The organism is Actinomycetospora sp. (genome assembly GCF_036497585.1).
In the GTDB taxonomy this organism is placed as follows: Bacteria; Actinomycetota; Actinomycetes; order Mycobacteriales; family Pseudonocardiaceae; genus Actinomycetospora.
Genome location: NZ_DASXJD010000037.1, coordinates 1 through 16,381, shown reverse-complemented (window position 1 = coordinate 16,381; position 16,381 = coordinate 1). Strand labels below are relative to the sequence as shown.

Here is a 16,381-nt window from a genome sequence, read left to right as displayed (position 1 = left end):
GTCGCGGTGCGGCTCCGTCAGCCGGAAGGCGCCAGATCGGGCTGCCACCGGACGAGCCGCTGTCCTGGGGGTCCACTCGACGCCTACGTCGGCGGCGTGCTCGCCCGGTAGAGGCAGGTGAGCTTCGCGGTGCAGACGCGGCGCCCGTCGTCGTCGGAGATGACGATCTCGAAGGTCCCGACGGTGCGGCCGACCGACAGCGGCGTGCACACCGCGGTGACCTGGCCCGACGTCGCCGAGCGGTGGTGGGTGCAGGAGAGCTCGAGGCCGACGGGGCGCAGGTCGCCCTGGCGGTTGAGGTACGCGCCGGTGGAGCCGAGCGTCTCGGCGAGCACCCCGTTCGCCCCGCCGTGCAGGAGCCCGAACGGCTGGCGGTTCCCGGCCACCGGCATCGTCGCGACGAGACGCTCCGGGACCCACTCGGTGATCTCGATGCCCATCCGGACGGCCAGCTGCTCGTCGGGGTAGGCCACCTGGAGCTCGGGGTCGGCGGTCTGCTCGGGTGCCTGTTCTGCCACGGCGATCATGCTAGGCGACCGCACCGGAAGCGCCGGGGTGACTGTCGGACCCCCCTGGCAGACTCGGGTCCGTGGTGGCGACGCAGGAGAAGACGAAGACAGCGGGGGCGCCAGGCGAGGAAGCGGGGGGTGCGCGCCTGCTGCTGCTCGACGGGCACTCGCTGGCCTATCGGGCCTTCTTCGCACTGCCCACCGAGAACTTCACGACGACGTCGGGCCAGACCACCAACGCCGTCTACGGCTTCACGTCGATGCTGATCAACCTGCTGCGCGACGAGGCCCCCACGCACCTCTGCGTCGCCTTCGACGTGTCCCGGCAGAGCTTCCGCTCGGAGACCTACGCGGCGTACAAGGCCAACCGGAGCGCGACCCCGGACGCCTTCCACGGCCAGATCGCGCTGATCAAGGACATCCTCGCGACGCTGAACATACCGGTGGTCACGCGCGAGGGGTTCGAAGCGGACGACGTCATCGCCACGCTCACCACGCAGGCGACCGCGGAGGGCATGCAGGTCTCGATCTGCACCGGGGACCGGGACGCCTTCCAGCTCGTCACCGACCAGGTCACCGTGCTCTACCCGCGCAAGGGCGTCTCGGACCTGGTGCGCTACACCCCCGAGGCGGTCGAGGAGCGCTACACCCTCACCCCCGAGCAGTACCCGGACTTCGCGGCGCTGCGGGGCGACCCGAGCGACAACCTGCCGAGCATCCCCGGGGTCGGGGAGAAGACCGCGCAGAAGTGGATCCGCGAGTTCGGGTCGCTCGACGCTCTGGTCGAGCGGGTCGACGAGGTCCGTGGCAAGGCCGGGGACGCGCTGCGCGAGCACCTGTCCTCGGTCGTCCTCAACCGTCAGCTCACCGAGCTGGTCCGCGACGTCGAACTGGAGGTGACGCCGGCCGAGCTCGAGGTCCGCTCCTGGGACCGCGACGCGGTGCACCAGCTGTTCGACGAGCTCGAGTTCCGGGTGCTGCGCGAGCGCCTCTTCTCCACGCTCACCGCCGCCGAGCCCGAGGCCGAGGAGGGCTTCGAGCTGCACGGGGTGGTGCTCGAGCCGGGTTCGGTCGCCGCGTGGCTCGACGAGCACGCCCGTGACGGCGGCCGCGTCGGGATCTCCTTCCGCGGCACCTGGGGCCAGGGCACGGGGGACCTGCACGGCGTGGCGCTCGCGGCCGCCGACGGCGAGGCGGCGTCGGTCGACGTGCGCACGTGCAGCCCGGAGGACGAGACGGCGCTCGCGGCCTGGCTGGCCGACCCCGAGGTGCCGAAGGCCGGCCACGAGGTGAAGGGGCCGAGCCACGCGGTGCGGGCGCGCGGCTGGCAGCTCGAGGGCGTCACCAGCGACACCGCGCTCGCGGCCTACCTGGCCCGCCCGGGGGAGCGCAGCTTCGACCTGGCCGATCTCGTGCTGCGCTACCTGCGCCGCGAGCTGCGCGCCGAGGAGGCCGACGCGGCCGGCGGGGAGCAGCTCACCCTCGACGGCGGCGAGGAGGAGGCCGACGAGACGGCGGCGCAGACCGAGATGCTGCGCGCCCGGGCGGTGGCCGACCTCGCCGACGCGCTGGACGCCGACCTCGCCGAGCGGGGTGGCACCGCGCTGCTCACCGACCTCGAGCTGCCGCTGCTGCGGGTGCTGGCCGACCTCGAGGCGGCGGGCGTCGCGGTGGACATCAGCGCGCTGCACGAGCTCGAGTCGGAGTTCGGCGCGCGGGTGTCCTCGGCGGCGCAGTCCGCGTACGACGTCATCGGCAAGGAGATCAACCTCGGGTCGCCGAAGCAGCTGCAGGTGGTGCTCTTCGACGAGCTGCAGATGCCGAAGACCAAGCGGACGAAGACCGGCTACACCACCGACGCGGACGCCCTGCAGACGCTGAACGAGTCCAATCCGCACCCGTTCCTCGGGCACCTGCTCGAGCACCGCGACGCCACCCGGCTGCGGGTCACGGTCAAGGGGCTGCTCGACAGCGTCAGCGACGACGGGCGCATCCACACCACGTTCAACCAGACGATCGCCCGCACCGGTCGGCTGTCGTCGACCGAGCCGAACCTGCAGAACCTCCCGGTCCGCACCGAGGCGGGCCGGCGCATCCGGGACACGTTCGTCGTCGGGGCGGACTCGGTCGACGGGCCGTACGCCGAGCTGATGACCGCGGACTACTCCCAGATCGAGATGCGGATCATGGCGCACCTGTCGGTGGACGCCGAGCTGATCGCGTCGTTCAAGTCCGGCGAGGACTTCCACTCCGTGACGGCCGCCAAGGTGTTCGGCGTCGCGGAGGACCAGGTCAGCCAGGGGCAGCGGGCCAAGATCAAGGCGATGAACTACGGCCTGGCCTACGGGCTGTCGGCCTACGGGCTCTCCGCGCAGCTGCGCACCTCCACCGAGGAGGCCAAGGAGCTCATGGAGGAGTACTTCGCGCGGTTCGGCGGGGTGCGGGACTACCTGCACCAGGTTGTCGACCAGGCCCGCAAGGACGGCTACACCAGCTCGATCCTCGGACGCCGCCGCTACCTGCCCGACCTCACCAGCGACAACCGGCAGCGCCGCGAGATGGCGGAGCGGATGGCGCTCAACGCCCCGATCCAGGGCAGCGCTGCCGACATCGTGAAGGTCGCGATGCTCGGGGTGCACGCCGCGCTGCGCGAGGAGGGCCTGCGCAGCCGGATGCTGCTGCAGGTGCACGACGAACTGGTCCTCGAGCTGGCGCCGGGGGAGCGGGAGCAGGCGACCGAGCTGGTGCGCCGCGAGATGGGGGCGGCCTTCGAGCTCGATGTCCCGTTGGAGGTCTCCGTCGGCTACGGCTCCTCCTGGGACCGGGCCGCGCACTGAACTCTGGTACGTCCCGGTACCGGGAGGTAGGCTGGTACGTATGAGTACCGATGTAGGTGTGCCCGCCGAGGCCACCGGGACGGGCCACGGCGGCGGCGAGCCGGAGCACCTCGACGTCGTCATCGTCGGCGCCGGGCTGTCCGGCATCGGCACGGCCTGCCACCTCGAGCGTGAGCAGCCGGGTCACTCCTACGCGCTCCTCGAGGCCCGCGACGACCTCGGCGGCACGTGGAGCCTGTTCCGCTACCCGGGCATCCGCTCGGACTCGGACATGCACACCCTCGGGTTCAGGTTCCGTCCGTGGCCGGACACCGTGGCGCTGGCCGACGGCCCGTCGATCCTGGAGTACGTCCGCGACACCGCGCAGGAGTACGGCGTCGACGAGCACATCCGCTACGGCACCCGGGTCACCCACGCCGCCTGGTCGAGCGAGGACCAGCGCTGGACGCTGACGCTGACCACCGCGGCGGGCGAGCAGCACCTGACCTGCTCGTTCCTGCTGTGGTGCTCGGGCTACTACCGCTACGACCAGGGCTACACGCCGGAGCTGCCGGGGATCGGGAACTACGGCGGCACCGTCGTCCACCCGCAGCACTGGGACCCGGAGCTGGAATACGCGGGCAAGCGGGTGGTCGTCATCGGCTCCGGCGCCACCGCGGTCACCCTCGTCCCCGCTCTCACCTCAGATTCCGGGACCGAGGGCTCGGGCCGGGCCGCGCACGTCACCCAGCTCCAGCGCACCCCGAGCTACGTCCTCTCCATCGGCCGCACCGACCCGGTGGCGGAGTTCCTGAGCCGCTGGGTGCCGGCCCGCATCGCCGACCCGATCGTGCGGGCGAAGAACATCGCGCAGCTGATCACGCTCTACCAGGTCTCGCAGCGGTTCCCGAAGTTCGTGAAGGGCCTGCTGCGCAAGGGCGCGGTGGCCCAGCTGCCCGAGGGCTACGAGGTCGACACCCACTTCAACCCGCCGTACGACCCGTGGGATCAGCGCATGTGCATGGTCCCCGACGGCGACCTGTTCAAGGCCATCCGCCGTGGCGACGCCGACATCGTCACCGACAAGATCGAGACCTTCACCGAGACCGGGATCAAGCTCGCGTCCGGCCAGGAGCTCGAGGCGGACATCGTCATCACCGCGACCGGGCTCAACCTGCAGATGTTCGGCGGGGCTGACCTCGAGGTCGACGGCGAGCCCGTGCACCTGCCCGACACCATGGCCTACCGCGGGATGATGCTCTCCGGTGTGCCGAACCTGGTCTTCATGATCGGGTACACCAACGCCTCCTGGACGCTCAAGGTCGACCTGGTCGCCGAGTACTTCTGCCGCCTGCTCGGGTGGATGGAGGCCCACGGGAAGGGTGTCGCCGTCCCGCAGCGCGACCCCGCCGTGGGGGAGCGCCCACTGCTCGACTTCGACGCCGGGTACGTCCAGCGCTCGATCCACGAGCTGCCCAAGGGGGGCGACCGCGCGCCGTGGACCCTGGCGATGAACTACGCGATCGACGCCGTCGCGCTGCGCCGCGCCAAGGTGGACGAGGGCATGCGCTTCGAGCCCGTCCGCGCCCGGGTCCGCGCGTGAGCACCGCCCGGTGAGCAGCGGCGGCGGGGCCGGTGGTCGGGCCGCGGTCGGCGTCGTCGCCCCCGGTGCGATGGGGGTCGCGCTCGGACGCTGCCTCGCCGTGGGCGGCCACCGGGTCCTCATGACGGCGGCCGGGCGCAGCGCGTCCACGGCCGCCCGCCTCGCCGACGCCGGGATCGCGGACGCCGGGTCCACCGACGCGGTCGTCGGCGAGGCGTCGGTGGTGATCAGCGTCGTCCCACCCGGGCAGGCGCGGGCCACCGCCGACGAGATCGCCGCGAGCGCCCGCCGGACCGGGGCCCGTCCGCTGCTGCTCGAGGCCAACGCGGTCTCGCCGGCGACGGTCGTCGAGGTCGCCGCGACCGTCCGCGGCGCCGACCTCGCCGTCGTCGACGCCGCGATCTCCGGGCCGCCGCCCCGCCCCGACGCCGAGCACCCCACGAGGATCTTCCTGGCCGGGCCGCGGTCGGGCGAGGTCGCCGCGCTGGACGTCCCGGGGGTGCGCTGGGTCGGTCTCGCGGGCGACCTCGGTGCCGCCAGCGCCGCGAAGATGTGTACCGCGTCCGTGCGCAAGGGCCACCAGGCGCTGCTGGCGCATGCCCTGCTGACCGCCGAGCACCACGGCGTCCTCGACACGGTGCTCGCGGATCTCCGGCTCGACTTCGCCCACGACGACGTCCGCCACGCCGCCGCCGCGGCGACCAAGGCCTGGCGCTTCGTCGAGGAGATGGAGGAGATCGCGGCGACCCAGTCCGGCGCCGGACTGACCCCCGACCTCTTCACCGCGATGGCGGAGGTCTACCGCCACCTGGCGACCTCGGAGTGGGGGTCGCGGCGCCCCGAGGACGTGCCCGCCGGGCTCGCCTCGCCGTCGGGACTGCGCCCGCACCCGGGCGGCGGCTGACGCCCACGCCCTGGCGCTCGGTCAGTTCCAGATCGTGACGTAGACGGGCGGGCGGAAGCGCGAGGGCGGCACCCCGCCCGTCGGGGACCGCAGGATCGCCAGGGCCTCGGGGGTGCCGAGGAACCGGTGGAAGGTGGCCGCGACGAGCCGTCGGTGATCGGGTCGCAGGGTCGTGGCGTACCAGCGGATCGGTACCGGGGTCGTCGGGACGGCCACGAGCTCCAGCTCGCCGCGCCGCAGCTGCGGGGACAGCAGGTGCCTGGTCCCGGGAGCGACCCCGGCCCCGGCGGCGGCCGCCTCCCACGCGGTCGTCTGGGTGCCGAACACCTGGACCTGCGAGTCGGGCACGGCGAGCCGGCGCAGCAGCGCGGCGACCTCGCTGTCGGGCTCGGCGCCGCGCGGGCCGAGCAACCAGGTCCAGGTCCGGGGCAGGCCGCGGGGGCGCCGGGTCGGGGAGGCCGCGACGACGAGCTGGGCCCGCAGCACCGGCTCGCTGGACAGCCCGAGGGTCGGATCACCGTCGAGTCGCGGGCCGAGGGCGACGTCGGCGAGGCGCTGGGCCACCAGCACGGGCATCTCCGACCCCGCCGCCACTCCCCAGCTGGTCTCGACGGCGCCCGCGGACCGCCGATCGAACGCATCGGTGACGGGGCCGGCGGCGAACTCGGCGACGGTGCTGGTGGAGACCACGCGCAACCGGTCGGCAGCACCCTGCGCGGAGCGGACGCTGGCCTCCGCCTCGGCGCCCAGCGCCACCATCTGCGTCGCGACCCCGAGGAGCCGCTGGCCCCCCTCGGTGAGCTCCATCCGGCCGTGCTCACGGGCGAGCAGCGGGTCACCGAGGTGCTGGCGCAGAGCCGCCAGCGCCTGGGACACGGCGGGCTCGCTGACCCCGAGCGCGCCCGCCGCGGCCTTCACCGAGCCGAGCCGCGCGACCGCCACGAACGCGCTCAACTGGGTCAAGGTCACCTCGCCAGCATGGGCGTGCGAACTGGCTCACACCAGGGACCTCTTAACCGATCGCTTAGGTCGAACTTCCCCCGGCACCTGCGATCACCGACGCTGTGGCCTCCACCACAGCTCGGAGGACCGGATGCAGGTTCCCGCCCAGTTCGAGTACCACAAGGCCACCAGCGTCGACGACGCGATCGCCCTGCTGACCAGGCATGGACCCGAGTCGTTCCTCGTCGCGGGCGGGCACAGCCTGCTGCCGATGATGAAGCTGCGGCTGGCCGAGCCGGAGACGCTGATCGACATCAACGGGCTCGACGAGCTGGCCGTCGTCGCCGTGGAGTCCGACCACGTCCGGATCGGCGCGATGGTCCGCCACAGCGCCCTGCTGTCCTCCCCGGTGATCGCCGAGCACTTCCCGATCTTCACCGACGCCGAGCGGCTGATCGCGGACCCGATCGTGCGCAACCGCGGCACCGTCGGCGGCTCGCTCTGCCAGGCCGACCCCTCGGAGGACCTCTCCGCGGCCTTCTCGGCGATGCGGGCGACGGCGGTCATCCGGGGCGCGGACGGCGAGCGGGAGGTGCCGGTGCGGGAGTTCCACCGGGGTCCCTACGAGACCGCGGCCGCCCATGAGGAGATCCTCGTCGCGGTCCGCGTCCCGATCCGGGCGGGATCCGGCAGCGCCTACGCGAAGCTCGAACGCCGCGCCGGGGACTGGGCGGTCGCCTCGGCGGGCGCGATGCTCCGCCTCGAGGGGGAGACCGTCGCCGAGGTCGGCATCGGGCTCTCGGCGGTCGGCGCGCCGCACTTCGTCGCGCCGGAGGCGGAGGAGCACCTGCGTGGCGGACCCGCGAGCGACGCGGCGTTCGTCGAGGCCGGGCGGATCGCCTCGGCGCACTGCTCGCCCAGCGCGGACCAGCGCGGACCGGTGGACTACAAGCGCCACCTCGCGGGCGAGCTCACCACCCGGGTGCTGCGCCGCGCAGCGCGCCGTAGCCGAGGGGAAGAGGCCTGACGTGCAGATCACCGTGAGCGTGAACGGCGAGTCCTACGTCCGCGACGTCGAACCGCGCCTGCTGCTGACCCACTTCCTGCGCGACGAACTGCGCCTGACCGGCACGCACTGGGGGTGCGACACCTCCAACTGCGGCGCGTGCGTGGTCCGGCTCGACGGGGTGCCGGTGAAGTCCTGCACGGTGCTGGCGGTCATGGCCGACGGGGCCGAGGTCAGCACCGTCGAGGGCCTGGCCCACGGCCGGTCCGAGGCGGAGCTCGACCCCGTGCAGGAGGGGTTCATGGTCTGCCACGGCCTGCAGTGCGGGTTCTGCACGCCCGGGATGATGCTGACCAGCCGCGCGCTGCTCGACCGCGACCCCGCCCCCTCGGCCGAGACGATCCGCGAGGCGATCTCCGGCCAGATCTGCCGGTGCACCGGCTACGAGAACATCGTCCGCTCGGTGCAGTGGGCGGCGGCGAAGGAAGCCGCCGTCCGGGGCTCCGCCGACACCGACACCTCGGAGGCGATGGCATGACCGCCATCGGTGAGAAGGGCGTCCAGGACCTCTCGGTCCAGATCCACGCCGCCGAGGAGACGCCGCGCGGCTACGGGGCGATGAAGCGCAAGGAGGACACCCGCTTCATCCGGGGCCATGGTCAGTACGTCGACGACGTGGTGCTCCCGGGGATGCTCCACGGCGCCGTCCTGCGCAGCCCGCTGGCCCACGCCCGCATCGTGCGCCTCGACACCAGCGCCGCGGAGGCGCACCCGAAGGTCCACGCCGTCATCACCGGCCAGACCCTCGCGGGACTCGGCCTGGCGTGGATGCCGACCCTGTCGCAGGACACCCAGGCGGTGCTGGCCACGGACAAGGTGCGCTTCCAGGGGCAGGAGGTCGCGTTCGTCGTGGCCGACGACCGCTACGCCGCCCGCGACGCCCTCGCCCTCATCGACGTCGAGTACGACGCCCTGGAACCCGTCGTCGACGCGAAGCGCGCCCTCGAGCCGGGGACCCCGGTGATCCGCGACGACAAGGACGGGAAGACCGACAACCACATCTTCGACTGGGAGTCCGGCGACCGGACCGCCACCGACGAGGTGTTCGCCGAGGCCGAGGCGGCCGAGGACCAGCTGGTCGTGGTGCAGGACATGATCTACCCGCGGGTCCACCCGGCACCGCTGGAGACCTGCGGCGCCATCGCCGACATGGACCCCGTCACCGGCAAGCTCACCCTCTGGACCACGACGCAGGCGCCGCACGCCCACCGCACGCTGTACGCGCTCGTCGCGGGCCTGCCGGAACACAAGATCCGCATCATCTCGCCGGACATCGGCGGCGGCTTCGGCAACAAGGTCGGCATCTACCCCGGCTACGTCTGCGCGGTGGTCGCCTCCATCGTCACCGGGAAGCCGGTCAAGTGGATGGAGGACCGCTCGGAGAACCTCATGAGCACCTCCTTCGCCCGCGATTACCACATGCGGGGCGAGGTCGCCGTGACCCGCGAGGGTCGCATCCGCGGCGTACGGGTCCACGTGCTCGCCGACCACGGCGCCTTCGATGCCACCGCCCAGCCCACCGCGTTCCCGGCCGGCTTCTTCGGCGTGTTCACCGGCTCCTACGACCTCGAGGCCGCCCACTGCGCGGTCACCGGCGTGTACACCAACAAGGCTCCCGGGGGCGTGGCCTACGCCTGCTCGTTCCGCATCACCGAGGCCGTGTACCTCATCGAGCGCATGGTCGACGTCGTCGCCCACGACCTCGCGATGGATCCCGCCGAGCTGCGGATGCGCAACCTCCTGCGGCCCGAGCAGTTCCCGTACCAGTCGAAGACCGGCTGGGAGTACGACTCGGGCGACTACCCGCACACCTTCCGGGTCGCTCTGGACAAGGCGGGCTACGACGAGCTGCGGGCCGAGCAGGCCGACCGGCGACGCCGGTTCGACGCCGGGGAGCCGGTCGCGCTCATGGGGATCGGGCTCAGCTTCTTCACCGAGGCGGTCGGGGCCGGTCCGCGCCGGACCATGGACATCCTCGGGCTGGGCATGGCCGACGGCGCCGAGCTGCGGATCCACCCCACCGGCAAGGCGGTCCTGCGGGTCTCCTGCCAGAGCCAGGGGCAGGGCCACGAGACGACGTTCGCGCAGATCGTCGCCCAGGAGCTGGGGATCTCACCGGACGACATCGACGTGGTCCACGGCGACACCGACCAGACCCCGTTCGGGCTCGGTACCTACGGGTCCCGGTCCACCCCGGTCTCCGGCGCCGCGACGGCGGTGGTCGCCCGGAAGGTCCGCGAGCGGGCGAAGATCGTCGCCGCGGCGATGATGGAGGTCTCGACCGACGACCTCGAGTGGGACGACGGCCGCTGGCAGGTAGCCGGCGACCCGGACGCGTCCCGCTCGATGGCCGACATCGCGATGGCCGCGCACTCCAACCTGGAGCTGCCCGAGGGCGTCGAGGGCCAGCTCGACGCCACCTGCGTCTACAACCCGCCCAACCTGACCTATCCCTGCGGGGCCTACATCTGCGTCGTCGACGTCGATCCGGGCACCGGTGCGGTCGACGTCCGACGGTTCGTCGCGGTCGACGACTGCGGGGTGCGGATCAACCCGATGATCGTCGAGGGGCAGGTGCACGGCGGGCTCGCCGACGGCGTCGGGATGGCCCTGATGCAGTGCATCGCCTTCGACCTCGACGGGAACTGCCTCGGGGGCTCGATGATGGACTACCTGCTGCCCACGTCCCTGGAGTGCCCGTCCTGGGAGCTCGGGGAGACCGTCACCCCCTCCCCGCACCACCCCATCGGCGCCAAGGGGGTGGGGGAGTCGGCCACCGTCGGCTCGCCGCCCGCCGTCGTGAACGCGGTGATCGACGCGCTCGCCCCGTACGACGTCCGCCACGCCGACATGCCGCTCACCCCGGCCGCCGTCTGGTGCGCCGCGCAGGGCCACCCGCTGCGCCCCGACCTCGGGATCACATGAGCACGACCGGGAACCCGAACGACCTGCTCACGCGGGTCGACCACCTGCGCAGCGACCGGACCCCGTTCGTGCTCGCCACGGTCGTCCGGGCCGAGCGACCCACCAGCGCCCGGCCCGGCGACCGTGCCGTCGTCCTGCCCGACGGCACGGTCGAGGGCTTCGTCGGCGGGGCCTGTGCCGAGTCCACCGTCCGACTGGAGGGACTGCGCCTGCTGCGCGACGGGACGTCGACGCTGCTGCGGATCACGCCGACCGTCGAGGACGGTCCCGTGGACCCACCGCCGCCCGTCGACGGCGTCGTCACGGTCGACAACCCCTGCCTCTCCGGGGGCACCCTGGAGATCTTCCTCGAGGCGATGGTCCCGCCCACGGTCGTCGTCGTACTCGGCGACGGGCCGGTCGCGCACTCCCTCGTCACCGTCGGGGCCGCCCTCGACTACGACGTCCGCACCGCGGACGGCCTCGACCCCGTCGACGACGGGCTGGTCCCGCCGGACGCGGCCGCCGTGGTCGTGGCCTCGCACGGACGGCAGGAGGAGCCGGTCCTGACGCGGGCCCTGCGCGCCGGGGTGCCCTACGTCGCGCTCGTCGCGAGCCGGCGCCGGGGAACCGCGGTGCTCGGCGCCCTGGACCCGGAGGCCAGGGTCCGGGTGCACACCCCGGCCGGACTCGACATCGGGGCGCGCACGCCGCCCGAGGTGGCGCTCTCGATCTACGCCGAGATCGTGGCGACGCGAGCCCACCGCGTGTGGCCGGTCTCCACGGCGCTCGGCGCGGAGCCCGAGGAGCCCGCCGCGCACGCCGTCGACCCGGTTTGCGGCATGACCGTGGCCTGCGTCCCGGCCAGCCCCTCGGCGGTCGTGGACGGGAGCACGCACTGGTTCTGCGGGCTCGGGTGTCGGCAGGCGTTCCTCCACCAGGACGGGCCCCGGTGACGGGCCCTGCGGAATTCCCCGACGTCGCCGGGTTGCAGAACGCCATGTCGACCCGGGGCTACCTGGCCGACGAGTCCCTCGCGACCGCCCTGTTCCTGGCGACCGCGATGCGTCAGCCCATCCTGCTCGAGGGAGAGCCCGGCGTCGGGAAGACGCAGGCCGCCGTGACGCTCGCCGCCGCGCTCGACACCCCGTTGCTCCGCCTGCAGTGCTACGAGGGGCTCACCGCGTCCGAGGCGATCTACGAGTGGAACTACCCCCGCCAGCTGCTGGCGATCCGGCTCGCGGAGAGCCGCGGCGAGACCTTGCGCGACGCGGACCTGTTCACCGACGACTACCTGCTCGAGCGACCGCTGCTCGCCGCCGTGCACCACCCGGGCCCCCGTCCGGCGGTGCTGCTGGTCGACGAGATCGACCGCGCCGACGACGAGTTCGAGGCGTACCTGTTCGAGGTCCTCGCCGAGGCCGCCGTGACCATCCCCGAACTGGGAACGCGGCGGGCGCTCGTCCCTCCGATCACGGTGCTCACCTCGAACCGCACCCGGGACCTGCACGACGCCCTGAAACGACGCTGCCTCTACGCCTGGATCCGCTACCCCGACGCTGCCCGGGTGGAGGCGATCATCCGGCGCCGGGTTCCGCAGGCCGGGGACGTCCTCGCCGACCAGGTGGCCCACGCGGTGTCCCGCCTGCGCGGTCTCGAGTTGATCAAGCCGCCCGGCGTCGCCGAGGCGATCCACTGGACGGGTGCGCTGGTCGCGCTCGGCGTCGACGTCCTCGGAACCGCCGCGGCCGAGCGGACCCTCGGGGCGGTCCTGAAGTACGACGAGGACCAGCAGCTCGCCCGCGCGGGCCTCGGCACAGTCGTCGGCGGGGGCTGAGCGTGCCCGCCGTCAGCAGCGCCGGACCCGACGTCGCGACCCTCGCGGCCGGCTTCGCGGCGGCGCTGCACCGCGCCGGGCTGCCGGTCACCCCGGAGCGGGCCGGGCGCTTCGCCCGGGCGATCCTGCTGATCCGACCCGGCAGCCAGGCGGCGCTGCGCCGGGTGGGACTGGCGACCCTGGTCTCGGATCCCGCCCAGATCGGCACCTTCGACGCCGTGTTCGCCGCGACGTTCTCCGGGGTGTCCGACCCCGTCGAGCAGCGGGGCGACCCGTCCGCGCCGCCCCTCACCGCCGACGCCCAGCCGACCACCACGCCAGCCGCGCCGGGCGGCGTGTCCGTGCGGACCGACGAGGGCGCCGACGGTGGCGGGTCCCCCCGCGAGGTCCCCGTCGCCGCGATCGCGAGTGCCGCGGAGCCCCGGGAGCCGCGCCACGACCGCGACTTCGCCTCACTCTCCCCGGCGGAGCTGCTCGCCCTCGCGGACGCGATGCGGCGCCTGCGGGTGGCGACCCCGCAGCGTCGCACCCGCCGGTTCCGGCTCTCGCCCCACGGCGACCGCGCGGACCTGCGGGCCACGCTGCGCGCCGCGCGGGCCACCGGGGGGCACCCCGTCCGCATCGTCCGACGCGCCCGGCGGACCCGGCCGCGCCGCCTGGTCGTGCTCTGCGACGTCTCCGGGTCCATGGAGCCCTACGCCCGCGCCCTGCTCCAGCTGCTCTGGTGCGCGGCGGGCGGTGCCCGCGCCGAAGTCTTCGGGTTCGCGACCGGCCTGACGAGGCTGACGTCCGCGATGGCCCGCCACCAGCCGCAGGTCGCCATCGACCAGGCTGTGCACCGCTGCGCCGACTGGGCGGGCGGCACTCGCATCGGGGACGCGATCGCCGAGTTCACCGAGGAGCACGGCCGGCGCGGGATGGCCCGGGGCGCGGTGGTCCTCGTGATCTCCGACGGGTGGGACACCGGTGACCCGGACCGCCTCGCGACCGCCATGGCGCGGCTCTCCCGGATCGCCCACCGCGTGGTGTGGGCCAACCCCCGCACGGCGAGCCCGCGCTACCGCCCCCTCGCCGGGGGGATGGCCGCGGCCTGGCCGTACTGCGACGCGGTCGTGAGCGCCCACAGCCTCGATGCGCTCGACCCGCTGCTCGAGGCCCTCGCCCAGCCGGCGTAGCACCAGAAGCCCGACCGGCCCGGCTACCGGAGCCCGCCGGCGGGCCGGACCTCCCACAGCGTCCACAGCGGGGCGTAGCCGGCGCGCGGCCAGAACACCGAGGACAGCGGGTTGGGCGGGTTGTAGTAGAGGTAGGTGCCCCGCACCGGGGTGCCGCCCCCGGCCTCGAGCGCGGTGATCGCGGTGGCCGCGAGCTGCGCACCCACCCCGCTGCCGCGCTCGGCCGCCGTCACCGACGCGCAGTTGACGTATCCCCACCGCCCGGCCGGGAGCAGGTTCGCCAGCCAGGCGCCCGGCGCGGCGTCCGCGTGGCCGCACTCGATCATCCCGACGACCGCCCCGTCCCGCTCGGCCAGCCACGTCGGCTCCCCGCGGCCGAGCCGGTCGCGGATCGTGGTGCGCTTGACCGCCTCGGCGTCGGACCGCACGAGCGATCCGCCGACCTGGCTGGAGTACGCGAGCTCCTCGAGTGCGAGCCGCACGCAGGCGTCGAGGTCGGACGGCTCGGCACGCCGCAGCACCAGCGCCGGGTCGGGGGCCGGGACCCGGACCGGCCCGGGCGCGCGCACCGCCAGCACGGCGAGCGGCACCAGCCCGTGGTCGAGCAGGACCCGGGTGGCGACGACGTCGCGGCTGGGCCACGTCACGACCGCCGCCGAGTCCTCGTCGCGCAGCACCGCCGGCAGCACGTGCCCGCGCCACGCGTCGACCAGCGCGTGCAGCGGCGCGTGCCCGGCGCCGCCGATCACCGGGTGCAGTTCGCTCACCTGGGCGGCTGACCAGAGCAGCGGCCCGCTGCCCGCGGGCCACACGTGGTGGGTGACGACGCCGGCCACCCGGTGCGGCGGGGTCCCGACGACGAGGACGTCGCCCGGCGGGGGAGCGGCGGGCTGCGGCAACCGCGGGTCGAGGGCCGCGAAGCGACGACGCTGGACCTCGAGCAGGTCGGCGAGGACCTGCGCGGGGGAGTCCGGGAGCGCGGCCCGCGGCCCGCCGGTCACCGCGGGCGCCGGCAGCGGAAGATCGCGGTCCCGGGGAAGAGCGCGCCCCGCAGCGGCGACCACTGGCCCCAGACCTCCTCGAGGTCCGGCGGCCACTCCGGTTCGACGAGGCCCTCGAGCACCAGCCCGGCCCCGACGACGTCCGCGATCCGGTCGCCCAGCGTGCGGTGGTGCTCGACGTAGATCACGCGGCCGTCGTCGTCGGCCTCGGCGTAGGGGGTCCGGTCGAAGTAGGACTGCGTGACGCACAGGCCGTCCTCGCCGGGGTCGTCCGGGAAGATCCAGCGCAGCGGGTGGTTCACCGCGAACACCCACCGCCCACCCGGCCGCAGCACCCGAGCGACCTCGGCCATGAGCCCCGCGGTGTCCGCGACGAAGGGCACCGCGCCGAAGGCCGAGCAGGCGAGGTCGAAGGTCGCGTCGGGGAAGGGCAGGTGCGAGGCGTCGGCCTGCACGAGCGGGACGGCGATGCCGGAGCGGACGTCCGCGGCGCGGGCCTCGCGAAGCATGCCGGCCGAGAGGTCGACGCCCACCGCGTCGGCGCCGCGGTCGATCAGCCAGCGCGAGCACGACGCCGCGCCGCAGCCGACCTCGAGCACCCGCGCGCCGACCAGCGCGGCGGGCGGCCCGAGCAGCGCCGCGTCGGCCTCGCGCAGCCGCTCCGGACACCACACGAAGTCGACGTCACCGAGGAACGCGCCGTGCTCGGCCTGGTAGCGGCCCGCCTCGTCGTCCCACCACCCGCGGGACGCGACCGCCGACTCCGCCGGCCCGACCGGTCGCGAGACGACCCCCGCCCGGCCGTCCGACCCCGGCGGCGGTGTCGCGGAGCCGGCGCTCATGGGGGCATCCTGACACGCCCCACGAGGGCCCCGACCGGGCGCCGACACGGCCGGGGACACGCCGGGGAGCGGCGAGGTCTGCCCCGTTTGCCGGAGGCTTCCGGCGATGGATACGATGGAGGTCCACGTCAGTGGTCTCGCCCTGTCCGGATCCGCACTGTCGGGTTCCACCGGTTGGGTAGCGATCCCCTCGGTCCCCCCGGGTGCCGATCAGCGTCAGGACGATGTCCGCCCTCGTGGGAGCGCCCACCCGACCGAGACCTGCCCATTCCCGGAGCCGTCCACCGTATGTCCATCGACACCCACACCGCCCCGAACACGACCAGCCCTCAGGTGGCTGTGAACGACATCGGGTCGGAAGAGGACTTCCTCGCCGCCATCGACAAGACGATCAAGTACTTCAACGATGGCGACATCGTCGAAGGCACCATCGTCAAGGTCGACCGGGACGAGGTCCTCCTCGACATCGGCTACAAGACCGAGGGCGTCATCCCCTCGCGCGAGCTGTCCATCAAGCACGATGTCGACCCCCACGAAGTCGTCGCCGTCGGCGACGAGGTCGAAGCCCTCGTCCTCCAGAAGGAGGACAAGGAGGGCCGGCTGATCCTGTCCAAGAAGCGCGCCCAGTACGAGCGCGCGTGGGGCACGATCGAGCAGCTCAAGGACAACGACGAGCCGGTCAAGGGCACCGTCATCGAGGTCGTCAAGGGTGGTCTCATCCTCGACATCGGCCTCCGCGGCTTCCTCCCCGCCTCCCTGGTCGAGATGCGCCGCGTCCGCGA

At 73.6% G+C, this 16,381-nt stretch carries 14 protein-coding genes; 10 read left to right on the top strand and 4 right to left on the bottom strand.

What is annotated here, in order from left to right; genetic code table 11:
* Positions 1-83: 83 nt before the first annotated feature.
* Positions 84-527: a hotdog fold thioesterase gene (locus VGH76_RS03235; RefSeq protein ID WP_414637658.1), complete on the bottom strand. Its 444-nt coding sequence runs from the start codon at positions 525-527 to the stop codon at positions 84-86.
* Between the two features lie 65 nt (positions 528-592).
* Between VGH76_RS03235 and polA the strand changes: the two genes are divergently transcribed.
* Genes polA through VGH76_RS03220 form a run of 3 tightly spaced genes read left to right on the top strand, consistent with a single transcriptional unit; the run spans position 593 to position 5,832 of the window.
* Complete coding sequence (gene polA / locus VGH76_RS03230; RefSeq protein WP_331555212.1) at positions 593-3,346, top strand: DNA polymerase I; 2,754 nt, start codon at positions 593-595, stop codon at positions 3,344-3,346.
* A 40-nt stretch (positions 3,347-3,386) separates the two neighbouring features.
* Complete coding sequence (locus VGH76_RS03225; protein ID WP_331555168.1) at positions 3,387-4,928, top strand: NAD(P)/FAD-dependent oxidoreductase; 1,542 nt, start codon at positions 3,387-3,389, stop codon at positions 4,926-4,928.
* 10 nt (positions 4,929-4,938) lie between these two features.
* Positions 4,939-5,832 (top strand): NAD(P)-dependent oxidoreductase, encoded by an 894-nt coding sequence (locus VGH76_RS03220; RefSeq protein ID WP_331555167.1) that lies wholly within the window; start codon positions 4,939-4,941, stop codon positions 5,830-5,832.
* A gap of 21 nt (positions 5,833-5,853) precedes the next feature.
* Here VGH76_RS03220 and VGH76_RS03215 read toward each other — a convergent pair whose 3' ends face one another.
* A complete protein-coding gene (locus VGH76_RS03215) occupies positions 5,854-6,801 on the bottom strand; it encodes a LysR family transcriptional regulator (RefSeq protein WP_331555166.1) in 948 nt (315 codons plus the stop codon).
* 124 nt (positions 6,802-6,925) lie between these two features.
* On the opposite strand from VGH76_RS03215, the gene VGH76_RS03210 reads away from it, so the two are divergent.
* From VGH76_RS03210 to VGH76_RS03185, 6 genes are all read left to right on the top strand, one after another.
* Positions 6,926-7,801 (top strand): xanthine dehydrogenase family protein subunit M, encoded by an 876-nt coding sequence (locus VGH76_RS03210; protein ID WP_331555165.1) that lies wholly within the window; start codon positions 6,926-6,928, stop codon positions 7,799-7,801.
* A gap of 1 nt (position 7,802) precedes the next feature.
* Positions 7,803-8,318, top strand: coding sequence for a (2Fe-2S)-binding protein (locus VGH76_RS03205; RefSeq protein WP_331555164.1), 516 nt, complete (start codon positions 7,803-7,805; stop codon positions 8,316-8,318).
* An 80-nt stretch (positions 8,319-8,398) separates the two neighbouring features.
* Positions 8,399-10,765, top strand: coding sequence for an aerobic carbon-monoxide dehydrogenase large subunit (locus tag VGH76_RS03200; protein ID WP_331555211.1), 2,367 nt, complete (start codon positions 8,399-8,401; stop codon positions 10,763-10,765).
* Entirely contained in the window at positions 10,762-11,700 is a 939-nt protein-coding gene (locus VGH76_RS03195; RefSeq protein ID WP_331555163.1) for an XdhC family protein, read from the top strand. Before VGH76_RS03200 ends, VGH76_RS03195 begins: the two co-directional genes overlap by 4 nt.
* Positions 11,701-11,744: 44 nt before the next feature.
* Positions 11,745-12,581, top strand: a complete 837-nt coding sequence (locus tag VGH76_RS03190) for a MoxR family ATPase (RefSeq protein ID WP_331555210.1) — start codon at positions 11,745-11,747, stop codon at positions 12,579-12,581.
* A gap of 2 nt (positions 12,582-12,583) precedes the next feature.
* The gene (locus VGH76_RS03185) at positions 12,584-13,756 is read left to right on the top strand and encodes a vWA domain-containing protein (protein WP_331555162.1); all 1,173 of its coding nucleotides are present in this window, start codon (positions 12,584-12,586) and stop codon (positions 13,754-13,756) included.
* 23 nt (positions 13,757-13,779) lie between these two features.
* Here VGH76_RS03185 and VGH76_RS03180 read toward each other — a convergent pair whose 3' ends face one another.
* Both VGH76_RS03180 and VGH76_RS03175 read right to left on the bottom strand, forming a co-directional pair.
* Positions 13,780-14,757 (bottom strand): GNAT family N-acetyltransferase, encoded by a 978-nt coding sequence (locus tag VGH76_RS03180; protein WP_331555161.1) that lies wholly within the window; start codon positions 14,755-14,757, stop codon positions 13,780-13,782.
* Positions 14,754-15,599 carry a class I SAM-dependent methyltransferase gene (locus VGH76_RS03175; RefSeq protein ID WP_331555160.1) on the bottom strand — a complete coding sequence of 282 codons (846 nt, stop codon included), beginning with the start codon at positions 15,597-15,599 and terminating at the stop codon, positions 14,754-14,756. Before VGH76_RS03175 ends, VGH76_RS03180 begins: the two co-directional genes overlap by 4 nt.
* Positions 15,600-15,887: 288 nt before the next feature.
* Here VGH76_RS03175 and VGH76_RS03170 point away from each other — a divergent pair.
* Positions 15,888-16,381: S1 RNA-binding domain-containing protein (locus VGH76_RS03170; RefSeq protein ID WP_331555159.1), on the top strand; the 494-nt coding region annotated here is incomplete at its 3' end.

Excerpts from the sequence above, each read along its gene's own strand:
- VGH76_RS03235 (WP_414637658.1), bottom strand. The coding sequence starts at position 527 with ATGATCGCCGTGGCAGAACAGGCACCCGAGCAGACCGCCGACCCCGAG.
- VGH76_RS03195 (WP_331555163.1), top strand. The coding sequence starts at position 10,762 with ATGAGCACGACCGGGAACCCGAACGACCTGCTCACGCGGGTCGACCAC.
- VGH76_RS03175 (WP_331555160.1), bottom strand. The coding sequence starts at position 15,599 with ATGAGCGCCGGCTCCGCGACACCGCCGCCGGGGTCGGACGGCCGGGCG.
- VGH76_RS03190 (WP_331555210.1), top strand. The coding sequence starts at position 11,745 with ATGTCGACCCGGGGCTACCTGGCCGACGAGTCCCTCGCGACCGCCCTG.
- VGH76_RS03225 (WP_331555168.1), top strand. The coding sequence starts at position 3,387 with ATGAGTACCGATGTAGGTGTGCCCGCCGAGGCCACCGGGACGGGCCAC.
- VGH76_RS03210 (WP_331555165.1), top strand. The coding sequence starts at position 6,926 with ATGCAGGTTCCCGCCCAGTTCGAGTACCACAAGGCCACCAGCGTCGAC.
- VGH76_RS03200 (WP_331555211.1), top strand. The coding sequence starts at position 8,399 with ATGAAGCGCAAGGAGGACACCCGCTTCATCCGGGGCCATGGTCAGTAC.